At 36.4% G+C, this 18220-nt stretch carries 10 protein-coding genes; 3 read left to right on the top strand and 7 right to left on the bottom strand.

The genetic code is table 11. The features are described 5' to 3' along the window. Positions 1-6 precede the first annotated feature (6 nt). On the bottom strand, positions 7-807 hold the full coding sequence (locus BB050_RS15100) for a hypothetical protein (RefSeq protein ID WP_066034111.1): 801 nt from the start codon (positions 805-807) through the stop codon (positions 7-9). A gap of 180 nt (positions 808-987) precedes the next feature. Between BB050_RS15100 and dnaX the strand changes: the two genes are divergently transcribed. Together dnaX and BB050_RS15090 are read left to right on the top strand one after the other, a co-directional pair. Continuing rightward, entirely contained in the window at positions 988-2073 is a 1086-nt protein-coding gene (gene dnaX, locus BB050_RS15095) for a DNA polymerase III subunit gamma/tau (RefSeq protein WP_066034110.1), read from the top strand. A gap of 275 nt (positions 2074-2348) precedes the next feature. Beyond that, the gene (locus BB050_RS15090) at positions 2349-2765 is read left to right on the top strand and encodes a hypothetical protein (RefSeq protein WP_035691956.1); all 417 of its coding nucleotides are present in this window, start codon (positions 2349-2351) and stop codon (positions 2763-2765) included. Positions 2766-2842: 77 nt separating this feature from the next. On the opposite strand, the gene BB050_RS15085 is transcribed toward BB050_RS15090, so the two are convergent. From BB050_RS15085 to BB050_RS15060, 6 genes are all read right to left on the bottom strand, one after another. Next, complete coding sequence (locus BB050_RS15085; protein WP_066034109.1) at positions 2843-3421, bottom strand: NAD(P)H-dependent oxidoreductase; 579 nt, start codon at positions 3419-3421, stop codon at positions 2843-2845. Between the two features lie 338 nt (positions 3422-3759). Next, positions 3760-4320 (bottom strand): Crp/Fnr family transcriptional regulator, encoded by a 561-nt coding sequence (locus tag BB050_RS15080; RefSeq protein WP_066034108.1) that lies wholly within the window; start codon positions 4318-4320, stop codon positions 3760-3762. Between the two features lie 3 nt (positions 4321-4323). Beyond that, positions 4324-4905: a TMEM175 family protein gene (locus BB050_RS15075; protein WP_066034107.1), complete on the bottom strand. Its 582-nt coding sequence runs from the start codon at positions 4903-4905 to the stop codon at positions 4324-4326. Positions 4906-4920: 15 nt separating this feature from the next. After that, the gene (locus BB050_RS15070; RefSeq protein WP_008467933.1) at positions 4921-5811 is read right to left on the bottom strand and encodes a Ppx/GppA phosphatase family protein; all 891 of its coding nucleotides are present in this window, start codon (positions 5809-5811) and stop codon (positions 4921-4923) included. 35 nt (positions 5812-5846) lie between these two features. Further along, complete coding sequence (gene ppk1, locus BB050_RS15065; RefSeq protein WP_008467935.1) at positions 5847-7925, bottom strand: polyphosphate kinase 1; 2079 nt, start codon at positions 7923-7925, stop codon at positions 5847-5849. A gap of 5 nt (positions 7926-7930) precedes the next feature. Further along, positions 7931-8416, bottom strand: coding sequence for a SixA phosphatase family protein (locus BB050_RS15060; RefSeq protein WP_008467937.1), 486 nt, complete (start codon positions 8414-8416; stop codon positions 7931-7933). An 827-nt stretch (positions 8417-9243) separates the two neighbouring features. On the opposite strand from BB050_RS15060, the gene BB050_RS15055 reads away from it, so the two are divergent. Next, a complete protein-coding gene (locus BB050_RS15055; protein WP_066034106.1) occupies positions 9244-18213 on the top strand; it encodes an HYR-like domain-containing protein in 8970 nt (2989 codons plus the stop codon). Positions 18214-18220 lie beyond the last annotated feature (7 nt).

Here is an 18220-nt window from a genome sequence, read left to right as displayed (position 1 = left end):
AATTTATCAGCTTCCTAATTTACCATATCGCTGCTGTTCAGAAAAATAAATAATAATTGTTTTTCCATTCTTTTTATAAGGGTAAAACAATTCATAATTTCCTTTACTCGAACTATATCTTAATTCCTCATTATTTTTATCAAAAACCTCATTCAAATAAGCTCTTTCTTCTTTAGTTGTCTTATAAATATAATTCGCTTTATGGGGCCGTATGCTATCATTTGTATCCAAACTTTCATTGTAATAAGCATTAAAACCAAGAAAAACAGGCGAATCCTTAATGGAATCTTTTACAATTAAGGTTACGCTCGGAAAGTTTTTATCTGTTGAAGACAAGATTCTTAAAATTCCGGTTGTTTCCTTGATATACGCTTTAGAAAAAGTATAATTTAGAAGTTTATCACTATTTGACTTGTTTGATTCTATAATAGATTTTGCAGAACTAATTAACATTTTTTCTTTTTTAGCAGAAGTCAAATAATCACCGCCAAAAAGTATAATTAAAATTAACGGGAAAATTAAAAGCAAGACAGCAAACTTGCGTCGGTTTGATTTGGTGTTTACTTCATCTTCATTTTTTCTTTCGGCAATTCTTGTCAAATTAAACATGAGATTCACTATTAGAGATCCAGCCATAAGAGCAAGAATTCCGAGAATGCTTAAATAAAAGCTTTCGGTCATATTTTCTCTAAATACTTTTAGTCCAAAAACCTCAATTACAATAAATGTAAAAACCCAATACACTAATAAAAGTATAGAGGTGATTCCGATAATATTACTTAATTTGACGATTTGTTTTGCGTTCATACTTTTTAATTAATAATAAATAGGCTGTTAAATATTTTGCATTAAAAGTATTACTTTTTCTTTAAACGTTGCAGATAATAATTTTTTCTTTCTACAATTCAATCACTTAAAAATCTTTCAATTTTTAAATTTTTAAATCATTAAATTATACTCTATATTTGCTATCCAATAAAAGAGAATATGGAACAATTTGTAGTATCGGCACGTAAATATCGCCCGCAGACCTTTAAGGATGTTGTGGGGCAAAAAGCCATTACAAACACTTTGTTGAATGCTATAGAAACCAATCACTTAGCGTCTGCTCTTTTATTTACAGGACCGCGTGGAGTTGGTAAAACTACCTGCGCACGTATCTTGGCTCGAAAAATAAATCAGCCTGGATATGATGATCCTACCGAAGATTTTGCTTTTAACGTTTTTGAGTTAGATGCTGCTTCAAACAACTCGGTTGATGATATTCGTAACCTTATCGATCAGGTTAGAATCCCGCCACAAACAGGACAATACAAAGTATATATCATCGACGAGGTCCACATGTTGTCTTCGGCTGCTTTTAATGCTTTTCTTAAAACACTAGAAGAACCGCCAAAACATGCTATTTTCATTTTAGCAACAACAGAAAAACACAAAATCCTTCCAACGATTTTATCTCGCTGTCAAATTTTTGATTTCAAAAGAATTACAGTAAAAGATGCTAAAGAACATTTGGCAGATGTTGCTGAAAGTCAAGGAATCGTTTTTGAAGATGATGCACTGCACATTATTGCTCAAAAAGCAGATGGAGCGATGCGTGATGCTTTGTCTATTTTTGACCGTGTAGTTTCGTACTGCGGAACAAATTTAACGCGTCAGGCTGTAACTGAAAACCTAAACGTTTTAGATTACGAAACTTATATTTCGATTACTGATTTACTTCTGGAAAATGAGATTCCAAAACTTTTACTAGCATACAATGATATCTTAGCCAAAGGTTTTGACGGGCATCATTTTATTGCAGGTTTAGCTTCACATTTCAGAGATTTATTGGTAAGCAAAACACCTTCAACTATTGCTTTATTAGAAGTTGGTGAACAGGCGCAACAAATGTATGCAGTTCAATCTCAAAAATGTTCTCAAGAGTTTTTACTGAAAGGAATTGACATTGCAAACGACTGCGATTTAAAATACAAATTAAGTCAGAATCAGCGACTTTTAGTTGAATTATGCTTGATGCAATTGGCCTCTATCAACTTTGATGGAGAAAAAAAAAAGTTGAGCAATTCATAATTCCGCCCGTTTACTTTAAAAATGGAGGTTATTCTATTGTTGAAGTCCAAAGTCCAAGTAAAGAAGATTCAAATACAAAATCCCAAATTCCAAATTCGGAAGAAAAAAATAATGCCAACAGCATTAATAATACCGCATCTGTAAATATCCAAAATACAGTTCAAGCTCCTACTGAAACTCCAAAAGTTCAGGCTCCCGAAGTTCCAAAAACGGAAACAAACGGCGCTCCAAAAGTTTCTGCCTTTTCTCTTGCCAGCATTCGCAAGAAAAAAGAAATGGAAGAAAGCAGTAAATCGTATGTTAAACCTTCTTCTGTTTTACCTACCGAAGAATTTAACGAAACCGATATGCGTCTTCATTGGAACAAATATGCAGAGCGTTTAGGTCAAAAGGGATTAAAGATCATGGAATCTATTTTATTGATCAACGATCCTGTTTTGGATGGAACGAGAATTACATACGAATTGCCAAACGAGGGTTCTAAACTGGAATTTGAAAGCCAGATGAATGGTTTATTAGGTCATCTAAAAGGTCATTTACATAATCACGATATTACTATTGAAGTTATTGTAAATGAAAAAGTTGAAATGAAACGAAGCTATAACAATCAGGATCGTTACAATCGTTTCTTGGAAATCAACCCAAATATTGAACTTTTACGCACAACATTTGGATTGGACTTGAAGGATTAATTTTTTAATAGCGGTAAATTTTTCTTTTTAAATCCTATTATTTTTCCTGTTTCATGTTATTAAAATAAAACCCCAAATTATTTGTTTCTAACCCCGAAATTATAGACTTTTTCTAGCCATTTTTTTCTTTGTTCTTCATTAGAACCTTTTATAATTCCGATATAGCTTACTTTGACTGGTTTTACACCACAAAATTCTAAAGTAGATTTCCTTAATTGATTTACACTTGGCCTGCCATAGACAAACCTATAATACCAGCTAGGCTGATCTAGAGTTGTTATGATGTGAGCTGTTTTACCTTTGAGCAATTTATCCCACCAAACCGAGTTTTCACGATACTGGAAAGCCATTCCTGGCAAAAATAAGCGATCTATGAATCCTTTCGTTATCGCTGGGAGTCCACCCCACCAAACGGGATGAATCCAAACTAAATGATCGGCTCTTTTTATTTTTTCCCACGATTCCAATAAATCTGGCTCGAGATCTGTTCTTTTCTGGTAACCAAATTTGAGATTTGGATTGAAATTTAAATCCGCAATTGTAATGGTTTCTACTGTTGCTCCAGAATTTATAGCGCCTTTTTGATACGATTCTGCAATTCCGAAATTGAAACTTTCTGCATTCGGGTGTCCGTTTATAATTAGTATTTTTTTCATATCGAAGTTTTTTCAAAAATACTATTCATACATTTTCTTTTACTGGACAAATGTCCTAAAATGACTTTTTCCCACAGATTTCACAGATTAAAATGATTCTTAATTTTAATGCTAAAATTTCAAACACATAGAAACATAGAATTATTTTTATGAAAAAGTCTATTGAAAAAATCTAAATTTAAACATATAGACTATAGTGATCTGAAAAGGTTATTTCTCGCAGATTTGGCAGATTGCGCAGATTTAGAAAACAATAAAAGATTTACGCAGATCTCTTAGCTAAAATATTTTAAGCCTAACTAGTTAAAATAAAATCTGCTAAATCTGCAAGAGAATAATTACACAACTGGTTTTCGTATTCGACTTAAATGTCTTGGTGTGATTCCGAGATAAGAAGCCAAATATTGCAATGGGATTAGCTGAATATACTTTTGATGATTTTTACAAAGTTCTTCGTAACGTTGCGCACCCGATAGTTTTTGAAAAGAAACCATTCTTTTATGCAGGTTTACAAATTCTAATTCGGTCAATTTTCTACCAGTTTCCTGCCAATTAGAACTTGATTGATACAATTTCTCTAAAGCTTTTCTATCTAGAATCTGCAATTGTGTATCAGTAAGCGCTTGAATATTTTCTTCTGCTTTTTCTTTTGTAATAAAACTGGCAAAAGAGGCCATAAATTCGTTTTCAAAAGCAAAACAGTTGGTGATTTCGTCGCCTTTATGATTGACAAAAAAGGAACGTAGAATTCCTTTTTCGATAAAAACTATTTCGTTGCAAACCTGATTTTCAGTCAATAAAAGCTCTCCTTTTTTTACTGTTCGAAATGTAATCAAACTGTCTAAAAGACTTAATTCATCGGCAGAAAAATCTTGAATGGACTGAAAAACAAATTTCATATCTTATTCGTTTGAAGCAAAAACGCTCTCAATTCTTTTGTCTGGAATTAGCCATAACATGGCCACAATAAAATAAGCCGCTCCAGAAATCCATTGATTGTAAAATGCTGTAACAATTCCGATAACATATAAAACTAAGGAGATTTTACCTTTATAATCTTTGTTAAGCGCTTTTCTCAAAGCAGAATTCTTTCCTTCGCTACACATAATCGTGTACTGCAAAATAATATAAGAGATTGCAGAAAGAAGCAGCACAACACCATACATTGTCATTGCGGCTTTCTCAAAATTATGCTCTCCCATCCAAGCAGTTGAGACAGGAATTAAGGAAAGCCAAAATAAAAAGTGTAGATTACTCCACAATACTTTTCCGTTTACTTTTGATAAACTATGTAGCAAGTAGTGATGATTATTCCAGTATATTCCAACGTAAATAAAACTCAAAATATAGCTCAAAAACTTCGGGATAAGTGGTTTTAGATCTGCAAATTCATGTCCTTCTGGCGCTTTAATTTCCAGAATCATAATCGTTATAATGATTGCCAAAACGCCATCACTGAAAGCTTCAAGTCTGCCTTTATTCATTTAAAAAAATAGATATTAAATTTTACCGTAATACATTGCTTTTACGATACCATCAGATAGTCCGATTTTAGGAACATAGATCTGTCGTGCACCACTCCACTTCATCGCATTCAGATAAATACGAGTTGCATGGATAATTACGTCGGCACGATCAGAGTTCAAACCTAATTCGGCAATTCTCTGTTCGTAAGTCAACGAATTTAAAAAGGCATATTGTGAGTTAACATAGATGTACGAAAGTGGTTTTTCCTGCTGTTTCCCAGACATTTTAAACAATTTATTGATGTTTCCTCCAGAACCTATTAGCGTTACCTCATCATAATCTGCAGTATTGGTTTTAATCCATTTTTCGATTTCATCCCAAACTACGTCATGAACCATGTTGTTCAATAAACGAACGGTTCCTGCTTTGAAAGATCTTGAAGTAATCATTTTTCCGTCAGAGAATAAAGTAAACTCGGTGCTTCCGCCTCCAACGTCCACAAAAAGATAGGTTTCGTCAGATTTAATTAAGTGATGCAAATCTGTAGAAGCTATAATTGCGGCTTCTTTTTTACCGTCGATAATCTCGATTTTAATATCGGCTTTTTTCTTTATTAAAGCAACGACTTCTTTCGCATTATAAGCTTCACGCATTGCAGAAGTTGCAAATGCCATATAACGCTCTACTTTATGTACTTTCATCAAAAGGTTGAATGCTTTCATGGCATCTACCATTCGATCTATATTTTCTGGTGAAATTTCTCCAACCGTGAAGGCATCTTGTCCTAAACGAATTGGCACACGAACTAGGGAACTTTTATTAAACTGCGGTTCTTTGCCTTCTTGTTCCACAACGTTAGCGATCAAAAGCCTCATGGCATTTGAACCGATATCTATCGCTGCAAACTTCCTAATATTAATCATGCTCACTTTATGATTTTGAAAATTGGTATTTAGTATTAATTTACTTTTTGAGGAACCTCTTCTAATAGGGCTACTTTATTCTGATAATATTTATAGGTTTCAAATTGTGCTCTAAATGGGGCATGATGATTTTTAGGCTTATATTTATTATCTAATTTATAAGAATGATATCTCACTTTTACATTTCCTTTCCATGCAATATTGAAATTATCAATCAGTTCTTTTTTAATTTCAAGGTCGTAAATCGGGCAGGTTACTTCGACTCTTCCGTCTAAATTTCTGGTCATAAAATCGGCAGACGAAATGTAAACTTCGGTCAAGCCAGCATTTCCGAAAATATACACTCTTGAATGTTCCAAGTAATTGTCTACGATACTTATGGCTTCGATGTTTTCGCTCATTCCTGGAATTCCTGGAATTAAGGAGCAAATTCCTCTTACCTGAAGCTGGATTTTTACTCCCGCATTACTTGCTTCGTATAATTTATCGATCATTTTAAAATCGGATAAACTATTCATTTTTAATTTAATGTGAGTTTTTCTTCCAGCAAGCGCATGAAGAATTTCACGATCAATCAATTTAATGAATTTAGTTCTGGTATAATGAGGTGACACAATTAAATGTTTGTATCTGTGTACTCGATAATTAATATCAAAAAACTCAAATATTTTGGATGTGTCTTTTAGAATTCCTTGATGGCAAGTGAAAAGCGTTACATCGGTATAAATTTTTGCTGTTGATTCGTTGAAATTTCCAGTTGAAATAAATCCATAACGACGGTTTTTGCCCTCTTCCAATCTTTCGATTACACAAATTTTACTGTGCACTTTCAGTCCTTTGATACCAAAAATAAGTTCGATTCCCTCGGTCTGCATTTGTTCTGCATACGAAATGTTCGAAGCTTCATCAAAACGTGCCTGAAGTTCGATTTGCACCACCACTCTTTTGCCATTTTTGGCGGCGTTTATCAACGAACTGATAATTTGAGAGTTCTTAGCTAAACGATATAAGGTGATTTTAATACTCGTTACTTTTGGGTCTAAAGCCGCTTCACGCAAGAATTTTGTCAGATATGAAAATGACTGATAGGGCGCATGCACCAAATAATCTTTTTTAGAAATTTTTTCTAGAATACTTCCCTCCAAACTCAAACCCGGAACTGGTAGTGGCTCGTTTGGCTTATACAACAAATCGTATCTACCAAGGTTTGGAAAACTCATATAATCACGACGATTATGATACCTTCCTCCTGGAATTATACTGTCTGTTTCTACAATTTTCATTTTATCTAAGAAAAATTGCAGGGTATCTTCTTCAATTAAATTATCATAAATAAAACGAACAGGCTCTCCTATTCGGCGATCTTTTACAGACGAAGCAATTTTTTCAAGCATACTTTTGCTCAAATCACTGTCTATGTCCAATTGCGCGTCACGAGTAATTTTGATCATGTGGGCAGAAACGCTCTTATAATCAAATATATTAAAGATGTTTTTCAGTTTAAAACGAATCACATCATCAATTAAAATAACGTATTGTTTTTCGTCTTCAGATGGAAGCACAACAAATCTGTTGATGTTTTTTGGAATTTCAATTAAAGCATAACGAACCTCATCGTTTGCCAATTCTAAACGAACTGCCAAATATCCTAAAGTATCTTTTAGAATTGGGAAAACCGCTAAATCATTTAAAATGATGGTTACCAATTCCGGACTTAACTTTTGGGTATAAAAGTCTTTTAAGAAACACTCTTGTTTTGGTGTAATCTGTGTTTCGTTGATGATAAAAATATTTTCAGATTCTAGCTCTGCTTCAATATTTCCTAGAATACGCAAACTTTCAGATTGCTGCTGAATTACGATTTCAGTAATATCTTTAATTAATTGGTGAGCAGAAATACCTCCTAAATATTTTTCGCCAGAAATACCTGAGAGACTTAATCGTCGAATGGCCGCGTACCGAACTCTAAAAAATTCGTCTAAGTTGTTTGAAAAAATTCCAACAAAACGCAGTCTGTCTAAAAGTGGCACTGTATTGTCTGCTGCTTCCTGAAGTACTCTTGCATTAAACGCTAACCAGCTTTTTTCTCTATCGATATATTTCTGTTCGTACACTGTAATTATTTTAAATCTTTGGGGAAAATAGTTTTATGTGTTTTGCCCTTATGGATCGTGTCCCAACTTTCGGCATCAAACTGTAACGATACAAAGCCCGAAGTTGGTACATTTTCTATAAAAACATCCCCAAATTTATTAACAAAATTTGTAATAGCCTCGTTATGTCCGAAAAGAATAACGCTTTCAAAACTATTATCACACGATTTAATAACTTTTTCGAGCTGCTTCTCATCAAAAGTGTATAAATCGTCTTTAAAAATGATACTTTCTAATGGATAGGATAAGTTTTGCGCAAAAATTAAAGCAGTCTCTGTAGCTCTCACAGCTGTACTGCTCCAAATAATATATGTTTTTGGAAGATACCCTGAAATATTTAATGAAACATCATGCGCATCTAAAATTCCTCTTTTCATTAATGGACGATCAAAATCTTTCAATGGTGCTTCCCAGCTAGATTTGGCATGACGAATTAATATAAGATTTTTCATAAGTAGCAAAATTTTAAAAACCTGAATTGCAGGTCATTTTTTAATTAAGTTCTAATTTACAAAAGAAATTTTAAACCATTTCTTTTTTTTATTTCTGTTAACATTATAACAAAATTTTAACAAGAATAAATAGCAGATAAACCTTTAGGGCAACAAAAATTCGAAAAAACAATTTTTGATCATTTTATGTACTTCATCTATAAAATTAGTATTTAGTCGATATTCTAAAATATTCCAACATTTTAATTAAATACCTGATTATTAATCACTTAATTAGATATAAAAAAACTCAATATCATCAATTAGGCAAAAAAATTTAGAGAAAAAATCTACTTTTTCGAGTTAAAAAAAAGTGTTTTTAAGTCAATTTTTGATAAAAAAACAACATTTCAACGAGTTTTTAGGTTAGTTACAGATAAAAAAATCATATTAGAAAAACTCTAATATAACTTTGATTCTGTTAAAATATTAAATATATCACAAAACAAAGAAACAATTTATACGAATAAAAAAGTGTCACTTCAACGGTCCTAAAAAGTGTCAAAATTGTAAGTTATTTTTTTGTTAGAAATGTACGATGTGATTAATAACCTATTTGTCCCATTACAAAAATAAATAGAACAGTTTTTCCATCTTCTTGAGATTTTTACTGAACATTAACCTAAAACTAAAAAAAACAAAAACACTCATTTTTTCTACAGCCCAAATCTTTAAGTCACTACTATAATTTTTATTAAGAACGCCTCGGCAATTTATAATCAGTTAAAACGGATTATAACTCAAGAATCTCAAAATAAAATTACTAAAGATTAAAAAAATTAGAGATTATGAAAAACATTACTTTAATTAATTTGAATATTAAATACGTTTATATTACGTTGCTTTTAATATTTGTTACAAGTGGCTATTCTCAAAATACATATGATGGCAATTACTGCCCTGGCCCAGGTGCAGTTGGTGATGAATATGCAACTGGAACGGTTTACAGCACAGTATTATTAGCTAATCCTTCTTCAACATGTAACATTGGGACGATTCGCGCTAAAGTTGATACCCAAAATCAAGTTTTAAGATTAGGTATGGACATTGGTAATGGTGGTTCGGCACTTTTTAGATTGTACTTAGATACCGATAATAATTCATCAACAGGATTAACCTCAGATTCGTTTGGGGGAACCATTAGTGTAGCTGGTGCTGAGTATATCTTAGAAATTAATTCTAACGGAAGTGGTTTTACTTTATATACGGGAAATGGCAGTGTTAAAACTCAAACTAATGTTATCCCTGCAGGCCTAGCTGCAATGGCAGGTAGAGCCAATTGTAATTCTGGCGCTACATTTTTAGAGTTTAATGTCCCTTTTGGAAGTTTGGGAATTAACATTTGCGATCCCAATAATCCTGGCGTAATTAACGTTACAAAATTAGCTTCTGTTAGTGGTAACTCACCTAATTCAAGTCTATGTACCAATACTCCACTTACTTTTGGAATTCCATTAAAAGGAACAGTTGGACCAAACACAACTATATGTTCAGGGGCTAGTGCTGCTTTAACAATAACAGGTCTCAATGCTGGTTCTACTGTAATTAAATGGCAATCATCTGTTGCTCCATTTTCAGTGTGGGTAGATATTGCTAATACTGCAGGTTTAACAGCTTACAATACAGGTAATTTAACAGAAACTACAAAATTCAGAGCAATATTTTCTAATTCAGGTTTATGCTCTGGAAGTAACATTGCAACAAGTGAAGCAACCGTAACAGTAAATGCTCCAACGGTTTGTTCTATTACTGGTACTGCTGGCCCTGTATGTTTATCTTCTTCTAATGTTTATTCTGCTCCAGCCAGTATGACCACCTATTCTTGGTCTTTGCCTCCTGCAACTGCAAATGGTGCCACAATCACATCAGCGACAAATTTACAGAACGTGACTGTTCAAGCTGGTTCTACTTGTAATACAACGTTTAAATTAGTATTAACTACTACTTTAAATGGATGTAGTTCTACTTGTGAAAAAATAGTAACTGTTAACGACACAACAGCGCCAACTTGGACAACTCAAGCTAATGCATTAAACGTTACCCTTCAATGCAGTGATACGGCAGGATTGACAGCAGCCCAAAATCAGACTCCTGTTGCCGCAGACAATTGCGGAGGAACTATAACCTATACAAAAGTGAGCGGAACTTTCGTCGCTGGAACTTGTGCCAATTCTGGAACTTACACCAACACTTGGACCGCTAAGGACGTCTGCAATAATACTTCAGCAGTTTTCACTCAGGTGATCACCATTCAGGATACTACAGCACCGACTTGGACAACAGCTCCAACAGCTTTGAATGTTACTTTAGAATGCAGCGATACCGCAGGATTGACAGCAACCCAAAATCAGGTTCCTGTTGCCACAGACAATTGCGGTGGAACTGTAACCTATACAAAGGTGAGCGGAACTTTCGTCGCTGGAACTTGTGCCAATTCTGGAACTTACACCAACACTTGGACCGCTAAGGACGTCTGCAATAATACTTCAGCAGTTTTCACTCAGGTGATCACCATTCAGGATACTACAGCACCGACTTGGACAACAGCTCCAACAGCTTTGAATGTTACTTTAGAATGCAGCGATGCCGCAGGATTGACAGCAGCACAAAATCAGGCTCCTGTTGCCACAGACAATTGCGGCGGAACTGTAACCTATACAAAAGTTAGCGGAACTTTCGCCGCTGGAACTTGTGCCAATTCTGGAATTTACACCAACACTTGGACTGCTAAAGACGTTTGTAATAACACTTCAACAGTTTTTACTCAGGTCATCACTATTCAAGACACGACTGCGCCAACATGGACAACTTCTGCTGGTTCGCTGAATGCAACTGTAGAATGCAGCAATACTGCAGGACTTGCAGCTGCTCAGGCTTTATTCCCAACAGCTTCTGACTTATGCGATGCTGATGTTTCTAACATCATTAAAGTAAGCGGTCAGTTCGTAGCTTCTCAAGGATGCGGAAACGCTGGAACTTACACCAACACATGGACTGTAAAAGACGACTGCGGAAATACATCCGAAACTTTCACTCAAGTAATCACCATTCAGGATACCACAGCGCCTACATGGACAACTGCTCCAACAGCTTTAAATGTGACTTTAGAATGCAGCGATGCATCTGGACTTGCAAATGCTCAGGCTCAGTTCCCAACAGCTTCTGACTTATGCGATGCTGATGTTTCTAACATCATTAAAGTAAGCGGTCAATTCGTAGCTTCTCAAGGATGCGGAAACGCTGGAACTTACACCAACACATGGACTGTAAAAGATGATTGCGGAAATATATCCGAAACTTTCACTCAAGTAATCACCATTCAGGATACAACAGCACCGACATGGACAACTGCTCCAACAGCTTTAAATGTAACTTTAGAATGCAGTGATGCATCTGGATTGGCAAATGCTCAAGTCATGTTACCTGTAGCTTCTGATCTTTGCGATGCTGATGTTACCAATATCACTAAAGTAAGCGGACAGTTCGTAGCTTCTGAGGGTTGCGGAAACGCAGGAACTTACACCAACACCTGGACAGTGAAAGACGACTGCGGTAACACTTCTGAAACTTTCACTCAGGTAATTACAATTCAAGATACAACTGCTCCTACTTGGACAACACAAGCTGGTTCTCTAGACGTGACTTTAGAATGCAGCGATGCATCTGGACTTGCTTCTGCTCAGGCTAAGTTCCCAACAGCTTCTGACTTATGCGATGCTGATGTTTCTAACATCATTAAAGTAAGCGGTCAGTTCGTAGCTTCTGAAAGCTGTGCAAACGCTGGAACTTACACCAACACCTGGACTGTAAAAGATGATTGCGGAAATACTTCTGACACTTTCACTCAGGTAATTACAATTCAAGATACCACTGCTCCTACTTGGACAACAGCTCCAACAGCTTTAAATGTGACTTTGGAATGCAGTGATACTTCTGGATTGGCAAATGCTCAAGCCATGTTCCCAACGGCTTCTGACCTTTGCGATGCTGATGTTTCAAACATCACTAAAGTAAGCGGACAGTTCGTTGCTTCTCAAGCTTGCGGAAATGCCGGAACATACACCAACACTTGGACTGTAAAAGACGATTGCGGCAATACTTCTGCTACTTTCACTCAGGTGATAACCATTCAGGATACCACTGCTCCAACTTGGACAACTGCTCCAACAGCTTTAAATGTGACTTTAGAATGCAGCGATACTGCGGGTCTAGCTACAGCTCAGGCTCAGTTCCCAACAGCTTCTGACTTATGCGATGCTGATGTTCTAAACATCACTAAAGTAAGCGGACAGTTCGTAGCTTCTCAAGGTTGCGGAAACGCTGGAACTTACACCAACACTTGGACTGTAAAGGACGACTGCGGAAATAGTTCTGCTACTTTCACTCAGGTGATAACCATTCAGGATACCACTGCTCCAACTTGGACAACTGCTCCAACAGCTTTAAATGTAACTTTAGAATGCAGCGATAGTGCGGGTCTAGCTACAGCTCAGGCTCAGTTCCCAACAGCTTCTGACTTATGCGATGCTGATGTTTCTAACATCATTAAAGTAAGCGGACAGTTCGTAGTTTCTGAGGGATGCGGAAATGCTGGAACTTACACCAACACCTGGACTGTAAAAGATGATTGCGGAAACACTTCTGACACTTTCACTCAGGTAATTACAATTCAAGATACAACTGCTCCTACTTGGACAACACAAGCTGGTTCTCTAGACGTGACTTTAGAATGCAGCGATGCATCTGGACTTGCTTCTGCTCAGGCTCAGTTCCCTGCAGCTTCTGACTTATGCGATACAGATGTTTTAAATATTACTAAAGTAAGCGGACAGTTCGTAGTTTCTGAGGGATGCGGAAATGCAGGAACTTACACCAACACCTGGACAGTTAAAGACGATTGCGGAAATACATCCGAAACTTTCACTCAGGTAATTACAATTCAAGATACAACTGCTCCTACTTGGACAACACAAGCTGGTTCTCTAGATGTGACTTTAGAGTGTAGTGATGTTTCAGGTCTTGCTACAGCTCAGGCTCAATTCCCTGAAGCTTCTGATTTATGCGATACTGATGTTCTAAATATCACTAAAGTAAGCGGACAGTTCGTAGCTTCTGAGGGATGCGGAAACGCCGGAACTTATACCAACACTTGGACTGTAAAAGATGACTGCGGAAACACTTCTCAAACTTTCACTCAGGTAATTACGATTCAAGATACCACTGCTCCTACTTGGACAACAGCTCCAACAGCTTTAAATGTGACTTTAGAATGCAGCGATGCATCTGGATTGGCAAATGCTCAAGCCATGTTCCCAACGGCTTCTGACCTTTGCGATGCTGATGTTTCAAACATCACTAAAGTAAGCGGACAGTTCGTTGCTTCTCAAGCTTGCGGAAATGCCGGAACATACACCAATACTTGGACTGTAAAAGATGACTGCGGAAATACTTCTGAAACTTTCACTCAAGTGATTACCATTCAGGACACAACAGCACCAACTTGGACAACCGCTCCAACAGCTTTAAATGTGACTTTAGAATGCAGTGATGCAGAAGGACTTGCAGCGGCTCAAGCTAAAATCCCTATAGCTTCTGACTTATGCGATGCTGATGTTCTAAACATCGAAAAAGTAAGCGGACAGTTTGTGGCTTCTGAAGGATGCGGAAATGCTGGAACTTACACCAACACTTGGACAGTAAAAGATGACTGCGGAAACACTTCTGAGACTTTCACTCAAGTGATCACAATTCAAGATACAACTGCTCCTACTTGGAATACTGTTGCTGGCTCTCTAGACGTGACTTTAGAATGCAGTGACACAGAAGGTCTTGCAGCGGCTCAAGCTAAAATCCCAGCTGCTTCTGACTTATGCGATTCAGATGTCCTAAACATCACTAAAGTAAGCGGAGAGTTCGTGGCTTCTGAAGGATGCGGAAATGCAGGAACTTACACCAATACTTGGACTGTGAAAGATGATTGTGGCAACACTTCAGAGACTTTCACTCAAGTGATCACAATTCAAGATACAACTGCTCCTACTTGGACGACTGTTGCTGGCACTCTAAACGTAACTTTAGAATGTAGCGATACAGAAGGTCTTGCGGCTGCTCAGGCTCAGTTCCCTACAGCAGCTGACTTATGCGATGCTGATGTTTTAAACATTGAAAAAGTAAGCGGACAGTTCGTAGCTTCTGAAAGCTGTGCAAACGCTGGAACTTACACCAATACATGGACTGTAAAAGATGACTGCGGTAATGTTTCTGATACTTTTACTCAAGTAATCACAATTCAGGATACTACAAAACCAACTTTCGCTGGTGAACTTCCTGCAGATATTACAGTTTCTTGTGACACTGTTCCAGAACCATTTAATATGGTAGCTTCTGATAATTGCAATGGAGACTTACCAATTGTTTTCAGTGAAACTAAAAGCGATATTAAAAACGAATGCGGTACAGAATATACCTTAACTCGCAACTGGTCAACAAGTGATTGTGGAGGAAATTCAATTTCTTATACTCAAATTATAACAGTAAGAGATACTACTCCTCCAACCGGTACAGCACCAGCAGATGTTGCCAATCTACAAAGTGCAGCAGACATTCCAGCAGGAAGTCCAGATGACATAAAAGATGCAACAGACAATTGCTCAGGAACTGTAAATATTACTGTAAGCGACACTAACAATGGAGGAACAGGATGTAATGGAGAATCTTACATCTTAACCAGAACTTATACATTAACAGACTGTGCAGGCAATAAAACTGAATTAGTTCAAACCTTTACAGTTGAAAATAAAGTTTCTGTAAGCGGTATTGCTACAAATGTAAGTTGCCAAGGAGAAAGCGACGGTTCAATTGCAGTTACTAGCAGTGCTGGAGCTACTGTAGTTATTACCAACCAAAATAATGAAGTAGTTGGAAATACTAATCTACCAGCAGGAACCTATACACTTACTGCAACATCTTCAGTAAATACTGAAAATGAAACTTGTACAGCAACTGCAACAGTTGTGATTACAGAACCAAACTATAGAGTTAAAATATCTGGTCAAATCATAAATGTAGATACTAACACTCCTCTTGCAAATGTGCCTGTAACATTGATTCCTCAAGGAACCACTATAGGACCAATACAATTGCGTATTACAGGTGCAGACGGAATGTACAGTTTCACAGGAATGCCTGCCGGAAGTTATTTAGTGCAAGTACAAGATGCTAATTTAAATAGTGCCTATCAATTATACCCTGTTGATTCTAGCTTATTCTTTACTACTCTAGAAGAATGTGCTTTCCAAGTGCATAACTTCGAATATGGAGCTTCTAAACTTCCTGTTCTCGGAGATTATGTTTGGTATGATACTAATAGCAACGGAATTCAAGATGAATGGTATGATGCAAATAATGATGGAGCAGTTACCAAAAACATTCCAGATTCAAATGGAGCTATTGACTACAGCCAATGGGAATGGATAGATCTTAACGGAGACGGAAGCTATGCTGGTCCTCAAAATGTTGGAGAATTAAATGCTGGTGGTTTCGGAAATGCTCTTAGTGCAAATGTGATCATTGATGGTCCAAATGGATATCATGATGAAGTTATTGTGGGAATAGAAGGTTTCTGGAGAAACCGTCCAGAAATAGCAAATCCTTATGGACAATATACCGTAAAATTGGTAAGAGATGCTAATTTCGATACTGTAGCTGCAAACTTAGGATTTACTGGTTTAGTAAAAGTATTCCCTTCTGTATCTGCTAAAAACATAACTGGAAAAACAAGCAAAGCACAGTTGCACACCGTTTGTAAAACTACAACAGATAGTGGCTATGTAGTGAATGTTACACCAGAAGATTTAGTTCATTTAGATATTGATTTCGGTGTAAGCTGTAAAGAATACAAAGACATTGTGGCTAATGACGACAGTGCTGGCCCAATTGCAGGTGTAAATCACACTACAACCAATGTACTTAATGTATTGCCAAATGATACTTTAGAAGGAAATCCTATAACTGCATCTGATGTAATTATAACAACTGTAACACCAAACGAGTTTTTACAATTAAATGCTGACGGTTCTGTTGATGTACTGCCAAATGCTCCAGTTGGAACATTAACAATGGTATATCAAATTTGTGAAGCTGATCAAACGGACAATTGTGACACAGCAACCGTTACCATTACAATAGAAGCTCCAGTTATGACTGTTACAGCAACATCAATATGCGTTAATGATGTTCCTTACCTAGATTACGCAGTTACGCCGCAAAACTTTACTCCTATAAATGGCGTGACCATAGCATGGGCAGATAGCAATAACAATGTAGTTACAACAATGACTGATCTGCCATTAAGTGGACGTGTACTATGGCCAGGAGCTGTAGTAGATGAACAAGGCAAAGGAATTGACTGGCCAGGCTGGATTTTTGAAAATAACAGATGGATTGAAGCCGCTGACGGATTTGAAAAATTACGTCCAACAGCAAATGTAACTCTATCTCTTAATCCAAGCCAGACTATCACAATTAGCTATCCTCCTGCTGATCCTTTTTGTACTGCAAGACCAACATTTGCTATAGTGGCAAACGATGACAATCCTGCACCAATAATAGGAAACTCAGGACAAGCCACAGTGGGCAATGTTTTAACCAACGATACATTAAATGGTTCAGCAGTAAACATCAATGATGTAACTTTAACAACAAGCGTTACTGATCCAACGGGATCGATATCGATAGCTTCTGACGGAACAATAAACGTCGCAGCAAATACACCGGGAGGCACTTATACATTAACGTACCAAATTTGTGAAAAAGCCGATTTTGGAAACTGTGATACTGCTATAGTAACCGTTACTGTAATTTCCCCACTAATTGCAAATGATGATACATACAGTAATATAGGATGCAACACCTTTGGATTAGTAGGCAATGTTTTAAGTAATGATTTAAAAGGAGGAACACCAGTAACAATAGAGTTAGTAAACTTTACACTTACAGCAGAAGGAAATAACACCAAAACAGATCCAAACATTACGGTTGATGCTTCTGGAAATGTAAATGTATCAAGCTTGACACCTGCAGGAACTTATATTTACAACTATACAATCTGTGACAAATTAAGTTCTCAAAACTGCGATTCTGCCACTGTAACAATCATAGTGATTCCAAATGGTGTTGTAGAAGTAAGCGGCACAGCATGTACAGATGACTCAACATTAGTTAACTTGAACAGTCTGCTTCCTGAAGGAAGTCCATTGACTGGAGTTTGGCAGGATAGAAACAATACTAATGCGCTTCAGGGAAGCATTCTTAATCCATTCGGTTTAGCATTAGGCAATTATGCTTTTGAATATATAATAGCTGACGAAAGATGTCCGAGAAGCATAGTTTTAAATATGGAAATCAATGATGATTGTAAAGTCTTAGCTTGTGGTAATGTATTAGTACATAATGCTTTTTCTCCAAATGGTGATAACATAAACGATTTCTTTAAAATTGACAATATCGATGACACCACTTGTTATCCTGGCAATACTGTGGAAATATACAATCGCTGGGGAGTTTTAGTGTTTGAAACTACAAACTACAATAATACAACGAATGCTTTTGATGGAACTTCAAGAGGAAGAACAACTGTTAAGCAATCTGACGGACTACCAACTGGAACTTATTTTTACATTATTAACTATAAATCTCTGGATGGAAACAACAATGTTCAAGATCATAAATTAGACGGATACTTGTATCTATCCAAATAGTACTTAG

The sequence above is a fragment of the Flavobacterium anhuiense genome (assembly GCF_001705175.1).
Lineage (GTDB): Bacteria > Bacteroidota > Bacteroidia > Flavobacteriales > Flavobacteriaceae > Flavobacterium > Flavobacterium anhuiense.
Note: the sequence above shows the minus strand (reverse complement) of the source record. Positions and strands in the feature narration are given on the sequence as shown.